Annotated in this window: 24 protein-coding genes; 23 read left to right on the top strand and 1 reads right to left on the bottom strand. The window is 69.1% G+C overall.

Translation table 11 applies throughout. The features are described 5' to 3' along the window. The first annotated feature begins 121 nt into the window (after nt 1–121). The 22 genes from rplN to truA all read left to right on the top strand — a co-directional run bounded on the left by rplN (nt 122) and on the right by truA (nt 13,482). A complete protein-coding gene (rplN, locus tag ACQPZZ_RS06085; RefSeq protein WP_030508330.1) occupies nt 122–490 on the top strand; it encodes a 50S ribosomal protein L14 in 369 nt (122 codons plus the stop codon). A gap of 8 nt (nt 491–498) precedes the next feature. Continuing rightward, nucleotides 499–798, top strand: coding sequence for a 50S ribosomal protein L24 (gene rplX, locus ACQPZZ_RS06090; RefSeq protein ID WP_432934290.1), 300 nt, complete (start codon nt 499–501; stop codon nt 796–798). Then, nucleotides 798–1,367: a 50S ribosomal protein L5 gene (rplE, locus tag ACQPZZ_RS06095; RefSeq protein WP_432929713.1), complete on the top strand. Its 570-nt coding sequence runs from the start codon at nt 798–800 to the stop codon at nt 1,365–1,367. The genes rplX and rplE overlap by 1 nt, the downstream gene beginning before the upstream one ends. A gap of 2 nt (nt 1,368–1,369) precedes the next feature. Beyond that, entirely contained in the window at nt 1,370–1,555 is a 186-nt protein-coding gene (locus ACQPZZ_RS06100; protein WP_030451489.1) for a type Z 30S ribosomal protein S14, read from the top strand. A 111-nt stretch (nt 1,556–1,666) separates the two neighbouring features. Next, entirely contained in the window at nt 1,667–2,065 is a 399-nt protein-coding gene (rpsH, locus tag ACQPZZ_RS06105; RefSeq protein WP_357044533.1) for a 30S ribosomal protein S8, read from the top strand. A gap of 18 nt (nt 2,066–2,083) precedes the next feature. Continuing rightward, nucleotides 2,084–2,626 (top strand): 50S ribosomal protein L6, encoded by a 543-nt coding sequence (rplF, locus tag ACQPZZ_RS06110; protein WP_432929716.1) that lies wholly within the window; start codon nt 2,084–2,086, stop codon nt 2,624–2,626. A gap of 2 nt (nt 2,627–2,628) precedes the next feature. Continuing rightward, a complete protein-coding gene (gene rplR, locus ACQPZZ_RS06115; protein ID WP_363639202.1) occupies nt 2,629–3,012 on the top strand; it encodes a 50S ribosomal protein L18 in 384 nt (127 codons plus the stop codon). Between the two features lie 64 nt (nt 3,013–3,076). Then, on the top strand, nt 3,077–3,709 hold the full coding sequence (rpsE, locus tag ACQPZZ_RS06120) for a 30S ribosomal protein S5 (protein WP_030508336.1): 633 nt from the start codon (nt 3,077–3,079) through the stop codon (nt 3,707–3,709). Between the two features lie 2 nt (nt 3,710–3,711). Further along, on the top strand, nt 3,712–3,894 hold the full coding sequence (gene rpmD, locus ACQPZZ_RS06125; RefSeq protein WP_079319858.1) for a 50S ribosomal protein L30: 183 nt from the start codon (nt 3,712–3,714) through the stop codon (nt 3,892–3,894). A gap of 2 nt (nt 3,895–3,896) precedes the next feature. Further along, nucleotides 3,897–4,352 carry a 50S ribosomal protein L15 gene (gene rplO / locus ACQPZZ_RS06130; RefSeq protein WP_357118110.1) on the top strand — a complete coding sequence of 152 codons (456 nt, stop codon included), beginning with the start codon at nt 3,897–3,899 and terminating at the stop codon, nt 4,350–4,352. Nucleotides 4,353–4,533: 181 nt separating this feature from the next. Further along, a complete protein-coding gene (secY, locus tag ACQPZZ_RS06135; protein WP_432929719.1) occupies nt 4,534–5,841 on the top strand; it encodes a preprotein translocase subunit SecY in 1,308 nt (435 codons plus the stop codon). Beyond that, on the top strand, nt 5,841–6,494 hold the full coding sequence (locus ACQPZZ_RS06140; RefSeq protein WP_079319854.1) for an adenylate kinase: 654 nt from the start codon (nt 5,841–5,843) through the stop codon (nt 6,492–6,494). Before secY ends, ACQPZZ_RS06140 begins: the two co-directional genes overlap by 1 nt. 85 nt (nt 6,495–6,579) lie before the next feature. Further along, nucleotides 6,580–7,410, top strand: a complete 831-nt coding sequence (gene map / locus ACQPZZ_RS06145; RefSeq protein WP_432929722.1) for a type I methionyl aminopeptidase — start codon at nt 6,580–6,582, stop codon at nt 7,408–7,410. A 69-nt stretch (nt 7,411–7,479) separates the two neighbouring features. Next, nucleotides 7,480–7,917 carry a DUF1707 SHOCT-like domain-containing protein gene (locus tag ACQPZZ_RS06150; protein WP_432929724.1) on the top strand — a complete coding sequence of 146 codons (438 nt, stop codon included), beginning with the start codon at nt 7,480–7,482 and terminating at the stop codon, nt 7,915–7,917. Nucleotides 7,918–8,526: 609 nt separating this feature from the next. Continuing rightward, nucleotides 8,527–8,748, top strand: a complete 222-nt coding sequence (infA, locus tag ACQPZZ_RS06155) for a translation initiation factor IF-1 (RefSeq protein WP_030508344.1) — start codon at nt 8,527–8,529, stop codon at nt 8,746–8,748. A 45-nt stretch (nt 8,749–8,793) separates the two neighbouring features. Further along, complete coding sequence (rpmJ, locus tag ACQPZZ_RS06160) at nt 8,794–8,907, top strand: 50S ribosomal protein L36 (protein WP_003956441.1); 114 nt, start codon at nt 8,794–8,796, stop codon at nt 8,905–8,907. Nucleotides 8,908–9,173: 266 nt separating this feature from the next. Next, nucleotides 9,174–9,554: a 30S ribosomal protein S13 gene (gene rpsM, locus ACQPZZ_RS06165; protein ID WP_169951815.1), complete on the top strand. Its 381-nt coding sequence runs from the start codon at nt 9,174–9,176 to the stop codon at nt 9,552–9,554. Between the two features lie 36 nt (nt 9,555–9,590). After that, nucleotides 9,591–9,995, top strand: coding sequence for a 30S ribosomal protein S11 (rpsK, locus tag ACQPZZ_RS06170; RefSeq protein ID WP_020542285.1), 405 nt, complete (start codon nt 9,591–9,593; stop codon nt 9,993–9,995). Between the two features lie 20 nt (nt 9,996–10,015). After that, nucleotides 10,016–10,642, top strand: coding sequence for a 30S ribosomal protein S4 (gene rpsD / locus ACQPZZ_RS06175; protein ID WP_363639213.1), 627 nt, complete (start codon nt 10,016–10,018; stop codon nt 10,640–10,642). A gap of 155 nt (nt 10,643–10,797) precedes the next feature. Then, the gene (locus ACQPZZ_RS06180) at nt 10,798–11,814 is read left to right on the top strand and encodes a DNA-directed RNA polymerase subunit alpha (RefSeq protein ID WP_363639215.1); all 1,017 of its coding nucleotides are present in this window, start codon (nt 10,798–10,800) and stop codon (nt 11,812–11,814) included. 149 nt (nt 11,815–11,963) lie between these two features. Further along, the gene (rplQ, locus tag ACQPZZ_RS06185) at nt 11,964–12,497 is read left to right on the top strand and encodes a 50S ribosomal protein L17 (RefSeq protein WP_432929728.1); all 534 of its coding nucleotides are present in this window, start codon (nt 11,964–11,966) and stop codon (nt 12,495–12,497) included. Nucleotides 12,498–12,591: 94 nt separating this feature from the next. Next, a complete protein-coding gene (truA, locus tag ACQPZZ_RS06190; RefSeq protein ID WP_432929730.1) occupies nt 12,592–13,482 on the top strand; it encodes a tRNA pseudouridine(38-40) synthase TruA in 891 nt (296 codons plus the stop codon). Nucleotides 13,483–13,574: 92 nt separating this feature from the next. On the opposite strand, the gene ACQPZZ_RS06195 is transcribed toward truA, so the two are convergent. Beyond that, nucleotides 13,575–15,572: a hypothetical protein gene (locus ACQPZZ_RS06195; RefSeq protein WP_432929732.1), complete on the bottom strand. Its 1,998-nt coding sequence runs from the start codon at nt 15,570–15,572 to the stop codon at nt 13,575–13,577. A gap of 66 nt (nt 15,573–15,638) precedes the next feature. On the opposite strand from ACQPZZ_RS06195, the gene ACQPZZ_RS06200 reads away from it, so the two are divergent. After that, nucleotides 15,639–15,902 carry a hypothetical protein gene (locus ACQPZZ_RS06200; protein WP_432929734.1) on the top strand — a complete coding sequence of 88 codons (264 nt, stop codon included), beginning with the start codon at nt 15,639–15,641 and terminating at the stop codon, nt 15,900–15,902. Nucleotides 15,903–16,642 lie beyond the last annotated feature (740 nt).

A 16,642-nucleotide genomic window follows, 5' to 3' on the forward strand; every position in this document is an offset into this window, starting at 1 on the left:
GGCCGTCGGCCCCGTCCGCCAGCGGCGGCGGTCGTACGACTGTCGCCGAGGGAAAAAGACCACATCGGGTTCGGCCAGGCTCACCGTGAGGTGAGAACCGGCACGACACACAGGAGTAGACGTGATCCAGCAGGAGTCGCGGCTCAAGGTCGCCGACAACACGGGTGCCAAGGAGATTCTTTGCATCCGCGTGCTCGGCGGCTCGGGTCGGCGCTACGCGGGAATCGGCGACATCATCGTGGGCACGGTGAAGGACGCCATTCCCGGCGGAGGCGTTAAGAAAGGCGACGTTGTCAAGGCTGTCGTGGTGCGCACCGTGAAGGAGCGCCGCCGCCCCGACGGCTCCTACATCCGCTTCGACGAGAACGCCGCGGTCATCATCAAGGACAGCGGCGACCCGCGGGGCACCCGCATCTTCGGCCCGGTGGGCCGTGAACTGCGCGACAAGAAGTTCATGCGCATCATCTCGCTCGCGCCGGAGGTGCTGTGATGCCGAAGCTGCACGTGAAGAAGGGCGACCTCGTCCAGGTCATCGCCGGCAAGGACAAGGGCGCCAAGGGCCGGATCATCGCCGCCTACCCGCGCGACGAGCGTGTGGTGGTCGAGGGCGTCAACATGATCAAGAAGCACTCCAAGGTCACCAACCAGGGCCCGCGAGGCGCCCAGGAGGGCGGCGTGCAGACCATGGAGGCTCCCATCCACGTGAGCAACGTCAAGAAGCTCAAGGATGACGAGAAGAAGCCCGAGAAGAAGGCCGCCGCCAAGGGCGACGCCGCGGCGACGGGTGAGGACAGCTGATGACCGCCACGACTGAAGAGCGAGTTGTTCCGCGCCTCAAGCAGCGCTACCGCGAGGAGATCATCGCGAAGCTGCGCGAGGAGTTCGGCATCGAGAACATCATGCAGGTGCCCACGATCACCAAGATCAAGGTGAACATGGGTGTCGGCGAGGCCGCCCGCGACTCGAAGCTCATCGAGGGCGCCGTGCGCGACCTGACCGCCATCACCGGCCAGAAGCCGGCCGTCGCCCGCGCCCGCAAGTCCATCGCGCAGTTCAAGCTGCGTGAGGGCATGCCGATCGGCGCGCACGTGACGCTGCGCGGCGACCGCATGTGGGAGTTCCTCGACCGGCTGCTGGCTCTGGCGCTGCCGCGTATCCGTGACTTCCGCGGTCTGTCGCCGAAGCAGTTCGACGGCAACGGCAACTACACCTTCGGCCTGACCGAGCAGGTCATGTTCCACGAGGTCGACCAGGACAAGGTGGACCGGCAGCGGGGCATGGACATCACGGTCGTGACCACCGCGAAGAACGACGAGCAGGGCCGGGCGCTGCTGAAGCTCCTCGGATTCCCCTTCAAGGAGGCCTGATCATGGCGAAGACGTCGCTGAAGGTCAAGGCAGCGCGCAAGCAGAAGTTCGAGGTCCGGGCGTACACTCGGTGCTCGCGCTGCGGCCGTCCCCGCGCTGTCTACCGCAAGTTCGGGCTGTGCCGCGTGTGCTTCCGCGAGATGGCGCACCGGGGCGAGCTGCCCGGCATCACCAAGTCGAGCTGGTAAGCCCTCGCGGGCCAGCCGTACAGAAGTCATATCAACCGGGCGCTGAACGCAGCGCCCACGACCACACCGAAGGTCCCATCGGGGAAACCGCGGTGAGGAAGGCCACCGGCCATGACGATGACCGACCCGATCGCAGACATGCTGACGCGTCTGCGTAACGCGAACTCGGCCTATCACGACACCGTGAGCATGCCTTACTCCAAGATCAAGGCACACATCGCGGAGATCCTCCAGCAGGAGGGCTACATCCAGGGCTGGAGCGTCGAGGACGCGAAGGTTGGCAAGAACCTCGTGATGGAGCTGAAGTTCGGCCCCAGCCGCGAGCGCGCCATCGCGGGCCTGCGCCGGGTGTCGAAGCCCGGTCTGCGGGTCTATGCAAAGAAGGACAACCTGCCCCGCGTGCTGGGCGGTCTGGGCGTCGCGATCATCTCGACGTCCGGCGGCCTGATGACGGACCGGCAGGCGACTAAGCGTGGAGTGGGCGGGGAAGTCCTCGCCTACGTCTGGTAACGAGGGGAGGCACTCAGCATGTCGCGAATCGGACGGCTGCCCATCCCCGTACCGGCGGGTGTCGACATCACGATCGACGGCCGGGAAGTCCAGGTCAAGGGGCCCAAGGGCACGCTCACTCACACGGTCGCCGAGCCCATCGAGGTCTCGCGCGGCGAGGACGGCACCGTAGCCGTCACCCGCCCGAACGACGAGAACAAGGTGCGTGCTCTGCACGGCCTGTCCCGCACGCTCATCGCCAACATGGTGGCGGGCGTCACGCAGGGCTACACGAAGACGCTCGAGATCGTCGGCGTCGGTTACCGCGTTCAGGCCAAGGGCCCGACGCAGCTGGAGTTCTCGCTGGGCTTCAGCCACCCGGTGATCGTCGACGCGCCCGACGGTGTCAGCTTCCGCGTCGAGAAGCCGACCCTGTTCCACGTGGACGGCATCGACAAGCAGAAGGTCGGCGAGGTCGCCGCCAACATCAGGAAGCTGCGCAAGCCGGACCCGTACAAGGGCAAGGGCGTGCGCTACCAGGGCGAGGTTGTCCGCCGCAAGGTCGGAAAGGCTGGTAAGTAGGCATGGCTGGAAAGACTGCGTTCGGCAAGCACACGGCCGCCCGCACGGTCTCCCGGGCCCGCCGGCACCACCGTGTCCGCAAGAACGTCTTCGGTACGTCCGAGCGTCCGCGTCTGGTCGTCAACCGGTCCACGCGTCACCTGTTCGTGCAGATCGTCGACGACACCCAGGGGCACACGCTGGTGAGCGCGTCCACCATGGACGCCTCGCTGCGCGGCGCCGAGGGTGACAAGACCGAGAAGGCGAAGAAGGTCGGCGAGCTTCTCGCTCAGCGGGCCAAGAGCGCCGGGATCACCGCTGTCGTGTTCGACCGCGGTGGCAACCGCTACGCGGGGCGCATTGCCGCTCTCGCTGACAGCGCCCGTGAAGGCGGGCTGGAGTTCTGATGGCTCCGGCCCGGGGGTCGCGACTGACGGCCCGTCCCAAGAGCAACGAGAAGAGGAACCACTGATGGCTGCAGCTCCGCGTCGCGGTGCCGGCGGCGGTGGCGAGCGGCGTGACCGTCGTGATGACCGCCGCGGTGGCGCCGCAGACAAGGGCGTCTCGTACATCGAGCGCGTTGTAAAGATCAACCGAGTGGCGAAGGTCGTCCAGGGCGGCCGGCGCTTCAGCTTCACCGCGCTGGTCATCGTCGGCGACGGCAACGGCCTCGTCGGGGTCGGCTACGGCAAGGCCAAGGAGGTGCCCGCGGCGATCGCCAAGGGCGTCGAGGAGGCCAAGAAGCACTTCTTCAAGGTTCCGCGCATCCAGGGCACGATCCCGCACCCGGTGCAGGGTGAGGACGCCGCCGGCGTCGTCCTCCTGCGTCCGGCCTCGCCCGGTACGGGCGTCATCGCGGGTGGCCCGGTCCGCGCGGTCCTGGAGTGCGCCGGGATCCACGACGTGTTGTCCAAGTCGCTCGGCTCGGACAACCCGATCAACATCGTGCACGCCACCGTGGCGGCTCTGAAGGGCCTCAGCAGGCCCGAGGAGATCGCCGCCCGCCGTGGCCTGCCGATCGAGGACGTCGCTCCCAAGGCGATGCTGAAGGCTCGCGCCGAGGGCCTGGCCGAGGCGGCCGCGGCCGCGAAGGCGGTGAGCTAGCGATGGCTCGTCTGAAGATCACCCAGACCCGGTCCAAGATCGGTGGTCAGCAGAACCAGCGTGACTCGCTGCGCTCGCTGGGTCTGAAGCGAATCGGCGACGTGGTCGTCAAGGAGGACCGCCCGGAGATCCGGGGCATGGTCGCCAAGGTGTCGCACCTCGTCGAAGTTGAGGAGGTCGACTAGTCATGACCGAGAACGCTCCGCTCAAGATTCACGACCTCCGTCCGGCCCCCGGCGCCAACAAGGCCAAGACCCGCAAGGGTCGCGGTGAGGGCTCCAAGGGCAAGACGGCCGGCCGTGGCACCAAGGGCACCAGGGCCCGTACCGCCGTGATGCCGGGCTTCGAGGGTGGCCAGGTTCCGCTCCAGCGGCGGCTGCCGAAGCTGAAGGGCTTCTCCAACGCCCTGTTCAAGACGACCTACCAGGTCGTCAACCTGGACAGGCTTGGGGAGCTGTTCCCCCAGGGCGGCGACGTCACCCTCGACGACCTGGTCGCCAAGGGTGCGGTTCGCAAGAACCAGCCCGTGAAGGTGCTCGGCACCGGCGAGATCTCCGTGGCGGTGAACGTGCAGGCGCACGCCTTCTCCGCCAGCGCGAAGGAGAAGATCGCCGCGGCCGGTGGCTCGGTTTCCGAGCTGTAGGCATGACGCTGCACGAGGCGCGGAGGTTCGTTATGAGCCTCCGCGCCCGTAGTGCGTTAGAGTTCGCCTGGCACGGGGCTCCACCCGTGCCAGACCAAGCACTCTGGCAGAAAGACATGTCGATGGACGCCTTGGGGGCCATCGCCGACCGTTACCGCGTCACTGACGCGCAGGAGGGACCGTGCTGACCGCGATTACCCGGGCGTTCCGTACGCCGGACCTGCGCAAGAAGCTGCTCTTCACACTGGGCATCATCGTGCTGTTCCGGCTCGGCTCGGTGCTTCCCACTCCGGGCGTCAACGCCCAGAACGTGGCCCTGTGTCTTGAGGAGGCCCAGGCGGGAGACGCTGCAAACATCTACGGGATGGTGCAGCTCTTCAGCGGCGGCGCCCTGTTGAAACTTTCAGTGTTCGCGCTCGGCATCATGCCGTACATCACCGCGAGCATCATCCTGCAGCTGCTGACGGTGGTGATCCCCCGGCTGGAGGCCCTCAAGAAGGAGGGCCAGGCGGGCACGGCGAAGATCACACAATACACCCGTTACCTGACCATCGGCCTCGCGGTGCTGCAGTCGACCGCGTTCGTCGCGCTCGCCCGTAGTGGGCAGCTCTTCCAGAACTGCAACAAGGAAGTCCTGCTGAGCCAGGACGTCTTCCCGTTGATCACCATGGTCGTCACGATGACCGCCGGAACCGCCGTGATCATGTGGCTGGGCGAGCTGGTGACCGACCGCGGCGTCGGCAACGGCATGTCGATCCTGATCTTCACGCAGGTCATCGCGGTGTTCCCGTCCGAGCTCGTGAACATCTTCCGCCAGAGCCCGTTCAAGTTCGTGGTCGTGATGATCGTCGGCATCGTGATGATCGGTGTCGTCGTGTTCATCGAGCAGGCGCAGCGTCGCATCCCGGTGCAGTACGCCAAGCGGATGGTCGGCCGCCGGATGTACGGCGGCACCTCGACCTACATCCCGCTCAAGGTGAACCAGGCCGGCATCATCCCGGTCATCTTCGCCTCGTCGCTGCTGTACCTGCCGCAGCTGCTGGTCACGCTGTTCGGCAACAGCCAGAACCCCAACGCGGTGGTCGAGTGGCTGGCGCAGAACATGATCAGGGGCGACCACCCCATCTACATGGCCACGTTCTTCCTGCTGATCGTCTTCTTCACGTACTTCTACGTGTCCATCACTTTCAACCCCCCTGAAGTGGCTGACAACATGAAGAAGTACGGTGGGTTCATTCCGGGCATCCGCCCGGGCCGGCCGACCGCTGAGTACCTGAGCTACGTGCTCAACAGGCTCACGGCCGCGGGCGCTCCGTATCTGGGTGTCATCTCGCTCATCCCGATCATCGCGCTGGCGGTGGCCGGAGCGAGCCAGAACTTCCCGTTCGGAGGGACCAGCATTCTGATCATGGTTGGTGTTGGTCTGGACACGGTCAAGCAGATCGAGAGCCAGCTTCAGCAGCGCAACTACGAGGGCTTCCTGAGATAGTGCGCGTCGTCCTGGTAGGGCCCCCCGGAGCGGGTAAGGGGACGCAGGCCCAGTTCATCGCTTCGCACCTGTCGATCCCGAAAATCTCGACAGGCGACATCTTCCGTGCCAACGTCTCCGGCGGCACGGAGCTCGGCAAGCTCGCCAAGGAGTACATGGACCGCGGCGACCTCGTCCCCGACGAGGTGACCGTGGCGATGGTCCGCGACCGGCTGTCGGAGGACGACGCGCAGGAGGGCTTCCTCCTGGACGGCTTCCCCCGCAACGTGCCGCAGGCCGAGGTCCTGAAGAAGATGCTGGCCGAGTTCGGCACAGCGCTCGACGTGGTCCTCAACCTGGTCGTCGAGGACGACGAGGTCGTACGCCGCCTGGCGGGCCGCCGTACCTGCCGCTCCTGCGGCAAGGTGTGGCACGTCGTGTTCGACCCGCCCGCCGTGGAGGGCGTCTGCGACGCCTGCGGCGGGGAGCTCTTCCAGCGGGACGACGACCGTGAGGAGACCATCAGACGCCGCCTGGAGGTCTACCAGGAGCAGACGGCGCCGTTGATCTCGTTCTACGCCGACGAGGGCATCCTGCAGGGGGTCGACGCGACCGGTCCGGTCGAGGAGATCACCCAGCGGGCGATGTCGGCACTGCGGCGGTTCGCTGACTGAATCATTACCGCAGCCCGGAACGCCACTCCACTCCATGGGGTGGCGTTCAGGCTTATATGGGACAATTCGAGAGGGGGTGCGTTACGTGTTCAAGAAAAACCGGCACGGAATTCAGATCAAAAGCGCCGAGCAACTGGAGAAGATGCGCGCGGCCGGCCTCGTCGTGGGCAGGACGCTGGAACTGCTCCGGACCTCGGTCCGGCCCGGGATGACGCCGCTCGATCTCGACGCCATCGCCGAGGAGGCCATCCGGGGCGAGGGCGCGATCCCGTCGTTCAAGGGCTACCAGGGCTTCCCCGCCACGATCTGCGCCTCCGTGAACGACGAGGTCGTCCACGGGATCCCCAGCGACCGCCGGGAGCTCCGCGAGGGCGACATCATCTCGATCGACTGCGGCGCGATCCTCGACGGGTGGCACGGGGACTCGGCGATCACGGTGCCGATCGGCGAGGTCGACCCCGAACTGCTCGAGCTCATCCGGGTGACCGAGGAGGCCATGTGGCGGGGCATCGCGGCCCTGCGGGTCGGCGGGCACCTGTCCGACATCGGCCACCAGGTCGAGCAGTACGTGCGTTCCCAGGGCCGCTACGGCATCCCCCAGGAGTACGGTGGGCACGGCATCGGCACCGAGATGCACATGGACCCGTGGATCGCCAACCACGGCCGCCCGGGGCGGGGGCCCCGGTTCGAGGTGGGCATGTGCTTCGCGGTCGAGCCGATGGTGAACCTCGGCACCGACCGGACCAAGGTGCTGGCCGACGACTGGACGGTCGTCACCCTCGACGGCCGGGCCTCTGCGCACTTCGAGCACAGCGTGGCGGTCACCGAGAACGGCCCGCTGGTGCTGACCGCACTGGACGGCGGAGCCTCCCGGTTCCCGGACGTGGCAACCCAGGCGGGGGATACCGCCCTCTGATCGGGAACGCCCGCTCCGGCGGCGTCTGAACAATAATGGTCGTATCGCTCGAATGACCGGGAGATGGTGATGGCTGCAGCTCCGGAGATGCGGGCCTCCGACGGCGACCGGGACCGGGTCGCGGCGGCATTGCGCGAGCACGTGGCCGAGGGCAGGCTCACCATCGACGAGTTCAACGAGCGGCTGGAGCGGGTCTACCAGAGCCGTACGTACGGGGAGCTGGCCACGCTCACCTCGGATCTGCCCGAGATCGACCTGCACCGGCTGCCCGCCGCCGCCGCGCCCGCACAGGGGGCTCATCCGGCCCGGCCGGACGACAAGGCACGGAGCCTGAAGAACGCGTGGACCGCCTGGGCGGGGGTCAGCGCCATGTGCTGGCTCTTCTGGCTCCTCGCCTTCGTCGCCTCGGGCCACTTCGTTCCTCCGTGGCCGCTGTGGGTCATGGGCCCCTGGGGGATCATCCTCCTCATCAACACGATCAGCGGACAGTCCCGGCGCGACTCCTGACGCCCACGCTGTCCCGACCCTTCTGACGCCGATCGCTCTCCTCGCCGTACGCGTCGGCCGGGCGGGGCGCCCGCGCCCTTCCGCGTGTGCGGCCCCTTCTTTACCGGAGCGCCGATGTCGTGAGAGCCGGCGGCGGGTAGATGTCCGATGTCGCGACGTACGGCCCCGCTCGGGCCGTGCGCCCGCGGTGATCGGGCCGCACCCACCCGTCCCGGCATTTCGGCGGTGCCGGGCGGGCGGGTGCGGCGGCTTCCCCTGTGAAGGCCCGATCGGCCCCGGACACGGGACCGGGCGGACGTGGACCTGGGCGACGTGAACGGCCCGATGAGGACATCGGCGCGGCGCGGACCCTGCAGACTCGGCCGGACGTGGCCGGGCGCGGAATTGGCCGGACGCACCCGCCGGGGGTACGCTGTGATCTGGTTGTGTCGGGACCCCTGCCGTCGTTTCGCAATTCGGCCCGGGTTGTCGTACACTCCTTTGTCGGTTCACTATGACCTTTGCGCCTAGGCGGCCTTGCTGGTCGCCGCTCTCTGGAAGCGCCACGAAGGTCGCGGCTGCTTAGTGTTCCGAAGCCTCAGACGATCCGATCAGTGAAACGCGAGGGCCATGGCCAAGAAAGACGGCGCCATCGAGATTGAGGGCACTGTTATTGAGTCGCTCCCGAATGCCATGTTCAGGGTGCAGCTCGACAACGGTCACAAGGTCCTGGCCCATATCAGTGGGCGGATGCGGATGCACTACATCAGGATCCTGCCCGACGACCGGGTAGTCGTGGAGCTGAGCCCCTACGACCTGAGTCGTGGGCGGATCGTCTACCGGTACAAGTAGGCCCCCCGCCAGCGGGACGGGCCGTATGCGGAACGAATAAGGACTATGAAGGTCAAGCCGAGCGTCAAGAAGATCTGCGACAAGTGCAAGGTGATTCGCCGGCACGGTCGCGTCATGGTGATCTGCGACAACCTGCGCCACAAGCAGCGCCAGGGCTGAGCGGACGGGGGCTGCGCCGGGCCGTGTGCCGGGCGAGGCCGACCTTCCTCTCCAGTACGTCGCCACCAGGCCCCTGCTGAGTCCGTCCGCGTGGCGGACTCGACCCGCATGAGGGCCGGGACAACGAAGACGCGTCACACACCCGCGCAGGCGGCGAGAGCCGTACCACGTGGGAGACCCCCGGTCGGAGGCCGGGGCCCTCGCCCGGGCATGGGAGGGGAAGTGTGGCGCAAGACCTCCGCCACACTGAAGGAGAATGCCCGACCATGGCCCGCCTGGTTGGCGTCGACCTCCCCCGCGACAAGCGGCTGGAGATCGCTCTCACCTACGTTTTCGGAATCGGCCGCACCCGCGCCAAGGAGATCCTTGACGCGACCGGCATCAGCCCCGACCTGCGCGTCCACCAGCTCACGGACGCCGAGCTCGTCCCGATGCGTGACTTCATCGAGGCGAACTACAAGATCGAGGGCGACCTTCGCCGCGAGATTCAGGCCGACATCCGACGCAAGATCGAAATCGGCTGCTACCAGGGCATCCGGCACCGCAAGGGGCTGCCTGTCCACGGTCAGCGGACGCAGACGAACGCGCGCACCCGCAAGGGCAAGAAGAAGACCGTTGCCGGCAAGAAGAAGCCCGGCAAGAAGTAGTCCTTAGCAGCCACATTTCCAGGAGTTAGCGCTTCAATGCCGCCGAAGAGCCGCCAGGGCGCACCGAAGAAGGTGCGCCGCAAGGAAAAGAAGAACGTCGCTCACGGGCACGCCCACATCAAGAGCACGTTCAACAACACGATCGTTTCGATCACCGACCCGAACGGGAACGTGATCTCCTGGGCCAGCGCCGGCCACGTCGGGTTCAAGGGCTCCCGTAAGTCCACCCCGTTCGCCGCCCAGATGGCTGCCGAGAACGCCGCCCGCCGCGCCATGGAGCACGGCATGCGCAAGGTCGACGTCTTCGTCAAGGGCCCCGGCTCCGGCCGTGAGACCGCGATCCGTTCGCTGCAGGCGACCGGCCTCGAGGTCGGGTCCATCCAGGACGTGACCCCGGTCCCGCACAACGGCTGCCGTCCGCCCAAGCGCCGTCGCGTCTGAGCTCAGGAGAGTAGAAAGAAATGGCTCGTTACACGGGTCCGGACTGCAAGCTCTGCCGTCGAGAGAAGACCAAGCTCTTCCTCAAGGGCAAGAAGTGCGAGTCCGCCAAGTGCCCCATCGAGATCCGCCCGTACCCGCCCGGTGAGCACGGCCGCGGCCGTCCGAAGGAGTCGGAGTACCAGCTTCAGCTTCGTGAGAAGCAGAAGACCCGCCGCATCTACGGCGTCCTCGAGAAGCAGTTCCACAACTACTACGAGGAAGCCAACCGCAAGGGCGGCAAGACCGGTGAGAACCTGCTCCAGATCCTGGAGAGCCGTCTCGACAACGTGGTCTACCGCGCCGGCTTCGCCGAGTCGCGGGACGCGGCCCGCCAGCAGGTGCGCCACGGCCACTTCCTCGTGAACGGCAGGAAGGTCGACATCCCGTCGTACCGCGTGCGCGAGCACGACATCATCGAGGTCCGCGAGAAGTCGCGCAACCTGCTCCCGTACGAGGTGGCCCGCGCGACCGCCGGCGACAAGACCGTCCCGGCGTGGCTGGGTGTCTCCGCCGAGAGCATGCGCATCCTCGTGCACCAGCTCCCGGTCCGCCAGCAGATCGACACGCTGGTCCAGGAGCAGCTGATCGTCGAGCTCTACTCCAAGTAGTAGGGCCCCGGCAGTTCATGGCGCCGTACGGCTGGTACATTCCCGGCCGTACGGCATCATGGTTGTAGGCGAGCGGCGTCAAATAGCGGGCGTCGCCGTAACCCAGGGACCCCTCGTCCGTCGCGACGGGGCGGTCCCGGATCCAGGAGATCCTGATGCTCATCGCACAGCGCCCGAGCCTCCAGGAGGAGTCGCTCGAGGAGCACCGGTCCCGGTTCGTCATCGAGCCGCTCGAGCCGGGCTTCGGCTACACCATCGGCAACTCGCTGCGGCGCACGCTGCTGTCCTCCATCCCGGGGGCGGCGGTCACCAGCATCCGCATCGAGGGCGTGCTGCACGAGTTCTCGACCGTGCCCGGGGTCAAGGAAGACGTCACCGACATCATCCTGAACCTCAAGTCGCTGGTCGTCTCCTCCGAGCACGACGAGCCTGTGGTCATGTACCTGCGCAAGCAGGGCCCGGGTGAGGTCACCGCCGCCGACATCGCGCCTCCGGCCGGTGTCGAGGTGCACAACCCCGACCTGCACATCGCCACGCTGAACGGCAAGGCGAAGCTGGAGATGGAGCTGACCGTCGAGCGCGGTCGCGGCTACGTCTCCGCCGCCCAGAACAAGCAGCCGGGCCAGGAGATCGGCCGGATTCCGATCGACTCGATCTACTCCCCGGTTCTCAAGGTCACCTACAAGGTCGAGGCCACCCGTGTCGAGCAGCGCACGGACTTCGACCGGCTGATCCTCGACGTCGAGACCAAGCCGTCCATGAAGCCCCGCGACGCGGTGGCCTCGGCCGGCAAGACCCTGGTCGAGCTGTTCGGCCTGGCCCGCGAGCTCAACGTGGAGGCCGAGGGCATCGACATCGGCCCGTCGCCGACGGACGCGGCTCTCGCGGCCGACCTGGCGCTGCCGATCGAGGAGCTCAACCTCACCGTCCGTTCGTACAACTGCCTCAAGCGCGAGGGCATCCACACCGTGGGTGAACTCGTCGCCCGCAGCGAGCAGGACCTGCTGGACATCCGCAACTTCGGCGCCAAGTCGATCGAAGAGGTCAAGCAGAAGCTGCACGAGATGGGTCTGGCTCTCAAGGACTCCCCGCCCGGATTCGACCCCTCCGCCGTCGCCGGCGGCGGGTACGACGACGAGGACGGCGGGTTCATCGAGACCGAGCAGTACTGATCTCGCGTCTTTCAGCAGCGGCACCACCGTCTCGTGCCGCCCGTCGAGGGCGGCATGAGGCGGCGATGACAAGTCACGACCGGTACGCCGGTCGGCCCGACCCCGGTACCTGACACGGCCGGAGCGGGTTATCCCATGAGGAGCATGAAATGCCCAAGCCCACCAAGGGCGCCCGCCTCGGCGGCAGCCCCTCTCACGAGCGGCTGATCCTGGCGAACCTCGCCACCGCGCTGTTCCAGAACGGCCGGATCACCACCACCGAGGCCAAGGCCAGGCGTCTCCGCCCGCTCGCGGAGAAGCTGATCACCAAGGCGAAGAAGGGCGACATCCACAACCGTCGCCAGGTGCTGACGGTCGTCCGCGACAAGGGCGTCGTCCACCACCTCTTCACCGAGATCGCCCCGACGTACGCCGAGCGTCCCGGTGGTTACACCCGGATCACCAAGCTCGGCCCGCGTAAGGGCGACGCTGCCCCCATGGCGGTCATCGAGCTGGTGACCGAGCAGCTGAACCCGGTCCGGGTCTCCCGTACGGCTCCGGCCGCGCCCGCCGCCGAGGCCGCTCCGGCCGCTCCGGCGGAGGTCGAGGAGACGCCGGCGGCGCAGGACGAGGCCGCCGAGAGCACCACCGCCGAGGCCTCCGAGGCCGCCCCGGCGGAGGGCGACAAGAAGGACGAGGCCTGATCCCAGGCTCTGTGAGCGGGCTCAGTTTCCCTTCGGGGAACGCTGGGCCCGCTCTTCGTTTGTGCACCGTACGAGCCACCGTACGAGGGATGTCGTGAGGCGAGAACTGCGGCTGAGGCTGGACCTGGGTTACGACGGAACGGACTTCTCGGGCTGGGCGCGACAGCCCGGACGGCGGACCGTGCAGGGGGAGATCGAGGACGCGCTCGGCCGGATCCTGCGCCTGGACGCCCCGCCGCCGCTCACGGTCGCCGGTCGCACGGACGCCGGTGTCCATGCTCGGGGGCAGGTGGCGCACGTCGACCTTCCGATCGCCGCGCTGGCCGCCGCCTCGTCGGGGCGCGCTGCCGTCCCCGCGGACCCGGAGGACACGTGGGAGGAGCGCGGCGCTGAACGGCTCGCCGCGCTGACGAGACGGCTCGCCGGTGTGCTGCCCCTCGACGTGCGGATCCACACCGTCAGCGTGGCGCCCGAGGGCTTCGACGCCCGGTTCTCCGCGCTGTCTCGCCGGTACGGCTACCGCGTCGGCGACGGCCCCGGCGGGGTGGACCCACTGCGGCGGCGCGAGGTGCTGTGGTACGCCCGGCCGTTGGACGTCGGCCTGCTGAACGCCGCGGCCGCCCGCCTTCTGGGCGAGCACGACTTCGCCGCCTTCTGCCGCAGGCGCGAGGGCGCGACCACGATCCGTGAGCTGCAGCGGCTCGACTGGGTCAGGGGCGAGGACGGGATCCTCCTCGCGACCGTGGTCGCCGACGCTTTCTGCCACTCGATGGTCCGGGCGCTGGTTGGTGCGCTGCTGTCCGTGGGGGAGGGCAGGCGGCCCGCCGAGTGGCCCGCCGAGGTGCTGGCGAGAGCCGTACGGGACTCGGGTGTGCACGTCGCTCCGGCGCACGGGCTGACGCTGGAGGAGGTGCGCTACCCCGAGCCGGAGGAACTGGCGCGACGTGCCGCCGCCACCCGCCGGGTGCGCACACTGAACTCCTGACGCCGCGAGGCTCCTGACGCCGAGAGTCGCTTCCACGCCGTGCGGTGGGGCGGCGCGTGATCTCCGCGCCGGGAGGCCACGCGCCGGGACCGTCAGCGTGCGGCGCGCTTTTCGATCACCTTCGCCATGTTGTCGCGGAAGGCGCCGCTGATCGGCCCGAGAGTGTTGTCGTTCGCGTCCGGGGTGTGCCCGTCCGCGTAGGTGGCGTAGCTGAACACGATGTAGCGTCCCCACACCATGCCGGCGGCGTAGCCACCGGAGATCGACACCTTGTCCGCTCCGCTCGCCTGGTTGCCGTCGAGGCCGCGGAACCAGACGTTCGTGCCGAGATTCTTGGCCTGGTCCACGGCGAGGGCCTCGGTCTTGCCCGGCAGCACGGCGATGCCGGTGGTCACCGCGTACTGGCGCTTGCCGTCCACATAGGTGGCCCTGAGCACCCTGCGGCACTGCTGGTCGGTGAGGGCCTGCGCGAACGCGCCCATCGCCGCCTTCTCACAGTCGTCGGTCGCGTCGACCTTGACCCGGCGGTACGTCCGCCCGGCCAGCGTGACCTTCTCGTCCGGGAACGCCTCTCCCGGCTTGAGGGTCTTGGGGTCGGTCTGCTCGGAGTCGAGGATGACGGAGGCGACCGTGGGGCTCGGTTGTGGCTCGTCGGAAGGGGGAGCGGTGGTGGCCGCCCGCGTCGGGGCGGCGTGGCCGCCATCCGCTTCACCCGAGTACGCGAAGTAGGCCGCGGTGCCGATCGCCCCTACGACGACCACCGCTCCGGCGGCCATCAGGATCCGCTTGACCTTTCCTCCGGAGGGGGGAGGGCTGCCGGGGCCCAGCGTCGCGGGGAGGTTGCCCGCAGGAGAGGTGCCGCCGGCGGAGGGAGCCGGCCCGAATCCGGGCGGAGGCGCAGGCTTGCCCGCCTTGGCCGGTGTCACCGGCGTGAACGCGAACGGAGTCTCACCGGTCGGCTGTGAGGGCGAACCGGTCGTGGAGGAGGTTGTCGCCATCTGTCCTGAACTGGGGTCGGGGGAGTCCGCTCCGGTGGCGCCGTCGCTCGCGGACGGGCCCGTGGGCGGCGTGTCAGAGGGCGCCGCGCCCGGGGACGCGGCGGCTGGAGGGACATTCGCGGGGAACGTCTCGGACGGTGACTGGGACGGCGGCCAGGCGGTCTCGGCCGGTGTCCCGTCTTGTGTCCCGTCTTGTGTCCCGTCTTGTGTCCCCAGCGGCGTCCCGGACGGTGCGCTGTCCTGTGCCTGGTTCGGCGCGTTCGATGTCTGAGTGGGCGCTTGTAACGGCTCCTCGGGCTGCGGCGGGACGAGCGGCTGTGTCGTCCTGTCGTAGCTTGCCCGCTGTTCGCCCTGCGCGGTGCTGTAATCGCGATATGTGGCGGTCTGGCCAGATTCGTGCTGTGTGTCGGGTTCGTGGACGCCCTCGCCCTGCTGGAAACCCTCGATGGGGAACCCCTCGATCGGGGTCACCGCGTGCGCGATCTCGGCTCCGAAGCCCTGGGGCGGCCCGGCGTGGCCCGGGGCGAAGGGATGCGACGCCTGGGCGCCCTGCGGCGGGACGCTGTCCGCGACAGCGTCCCGCACGGCACCGCCCGGAAGCGTCCGCTCGTCGGCGGGGGTGTCCGTCTGACCGGGGCCGTCGCCGTGAGCGCCGTCGGGCGCGCCGCCGAGAGTGCTGCCGGGAGCGCCGCCGGCGAATGAGCTCGCGCCGTCGGACGGCGGGCGCTCGTCGGCGGGCACACCCGATCGACGCGACGAGTCCGTGGGCGTTCCCGGGCCGGTCTGGTCATGCGCGCCGGGCTCGCCGGAGTGGCCGGACATGCTGAGCCGGCCGGGCGCGCTCGTGTGCTCCGGCGTGTCGGTGGCAGCGAGCGTGTCGCCGGACGTGCCGCCCGGCTCGCTCGTTCCTGCCCGGTCGCCGGCCGGGGCCGTGGGCGCCTGCGTCGCGCCCGGCTCGCCCTGGTAGGCGTGCACCGGGGGCCAGGAGGTGCCGGCGGGCCTGTCTCCCTGCGGATACGGCTCGCCCGGCAGCCGTGGCGGCCAGACGGGCACGTCGCCGGGCTCCCCGGGGCGGATCGCCTCGGGGGACACGGCTTCCTCCGCGTACGTCTCCGGCTGCGTGGCCGGGATCCCGGGATCGGGCTGCGGTGGCGCGGCATGCGGTGGGGCGGCATGCGGTGGGGCGGCATGCGGTGGGGCGGCATGCGGTGGGGCGGCATGCGGTGGGGCGGCATGCGGTGGGGCGGCATGCGGTGGGGCGGCTTGGTGCGCGCCGGGCTCGGCGGCGCCGGAAGCGTGCCCCTGCCATCCCTCGTCCTGCTGCCCTGCGCCGTGCCGTCCGCCGCCGTGCCGCCCTGCGCCGTGCTGCCTCTCGTCGTGGAGCGACGACGCGGGAGGCTCTGCCGGGGCGCCCGGGGGTGATCCGTACTGCGGATCATGTTGGGGCTCGTGCTGTGGCCCATGTTGGGGCACCTGCTGCTGCGGATCCGCCGGCGAATACCCCTGGGCGGGCGCCTGAGCCTGCGGCCACGTCTCCCCGCCGGAGGGCTGTCCCGCGGCGGAGGCGGGCCCCCATTCGGGGAACGACGGCACGCCGGGCGCGGCCTGCCCGGGCTGGACGGCCCACGGACCTCCGGTGTTCTGCTGACCCGGAGCGTACGAGTCCGGTGTGGCGGGGGCGCCTCCGGGCTGCGACCAGCCGGCGGACCCGGCCTGGTCCTGCCATGACCGCCCCTGGGACCCGTCGTCGTACGGCTCCCGGGCTACGGGCTCCGCCTGCGGCCCTGTGTCGTACGGCGAGGGGGACGCGCCGAAGGCGCCGGGAGCGGTCGGTTCGGCGGCCGGAGGGGGCGACCACGGGGCGGGGCCGGTGTCAGCCGTCCCGGCCTGTCCGGGGCCCTGCGGCCACTGCGACTCGTCACCCGAGTAGGGCCAGGAGGTGACACCGCCGGGCTGGGGGCCGGGGTCACCGACGGGAGCGGACCACATGTGCGGAGCCCCGGCGCCCGGAGGCGGCGGCTCCTGCTGCCACGACGGCGGGGCCGCGTTCGGGGGCGGCGCCCAGGCCGGTGTCCCGGGCCCCTGTGGCTGAGACCCGTGCGGCTGCCATGTCTGCGCACCCGGGTCGGCCGGCGGCTGCCATGATCCAGGCGTTCCCTCCG

It is taken from the genome of Microbispora sp. CA-135349, from assembly GCF_050947365.1.
Lineage (GTDB): Bacteria > Actinomycetota > Actinomycetes > Streptosporangiales > Streptosporangiaceae > Microbispora.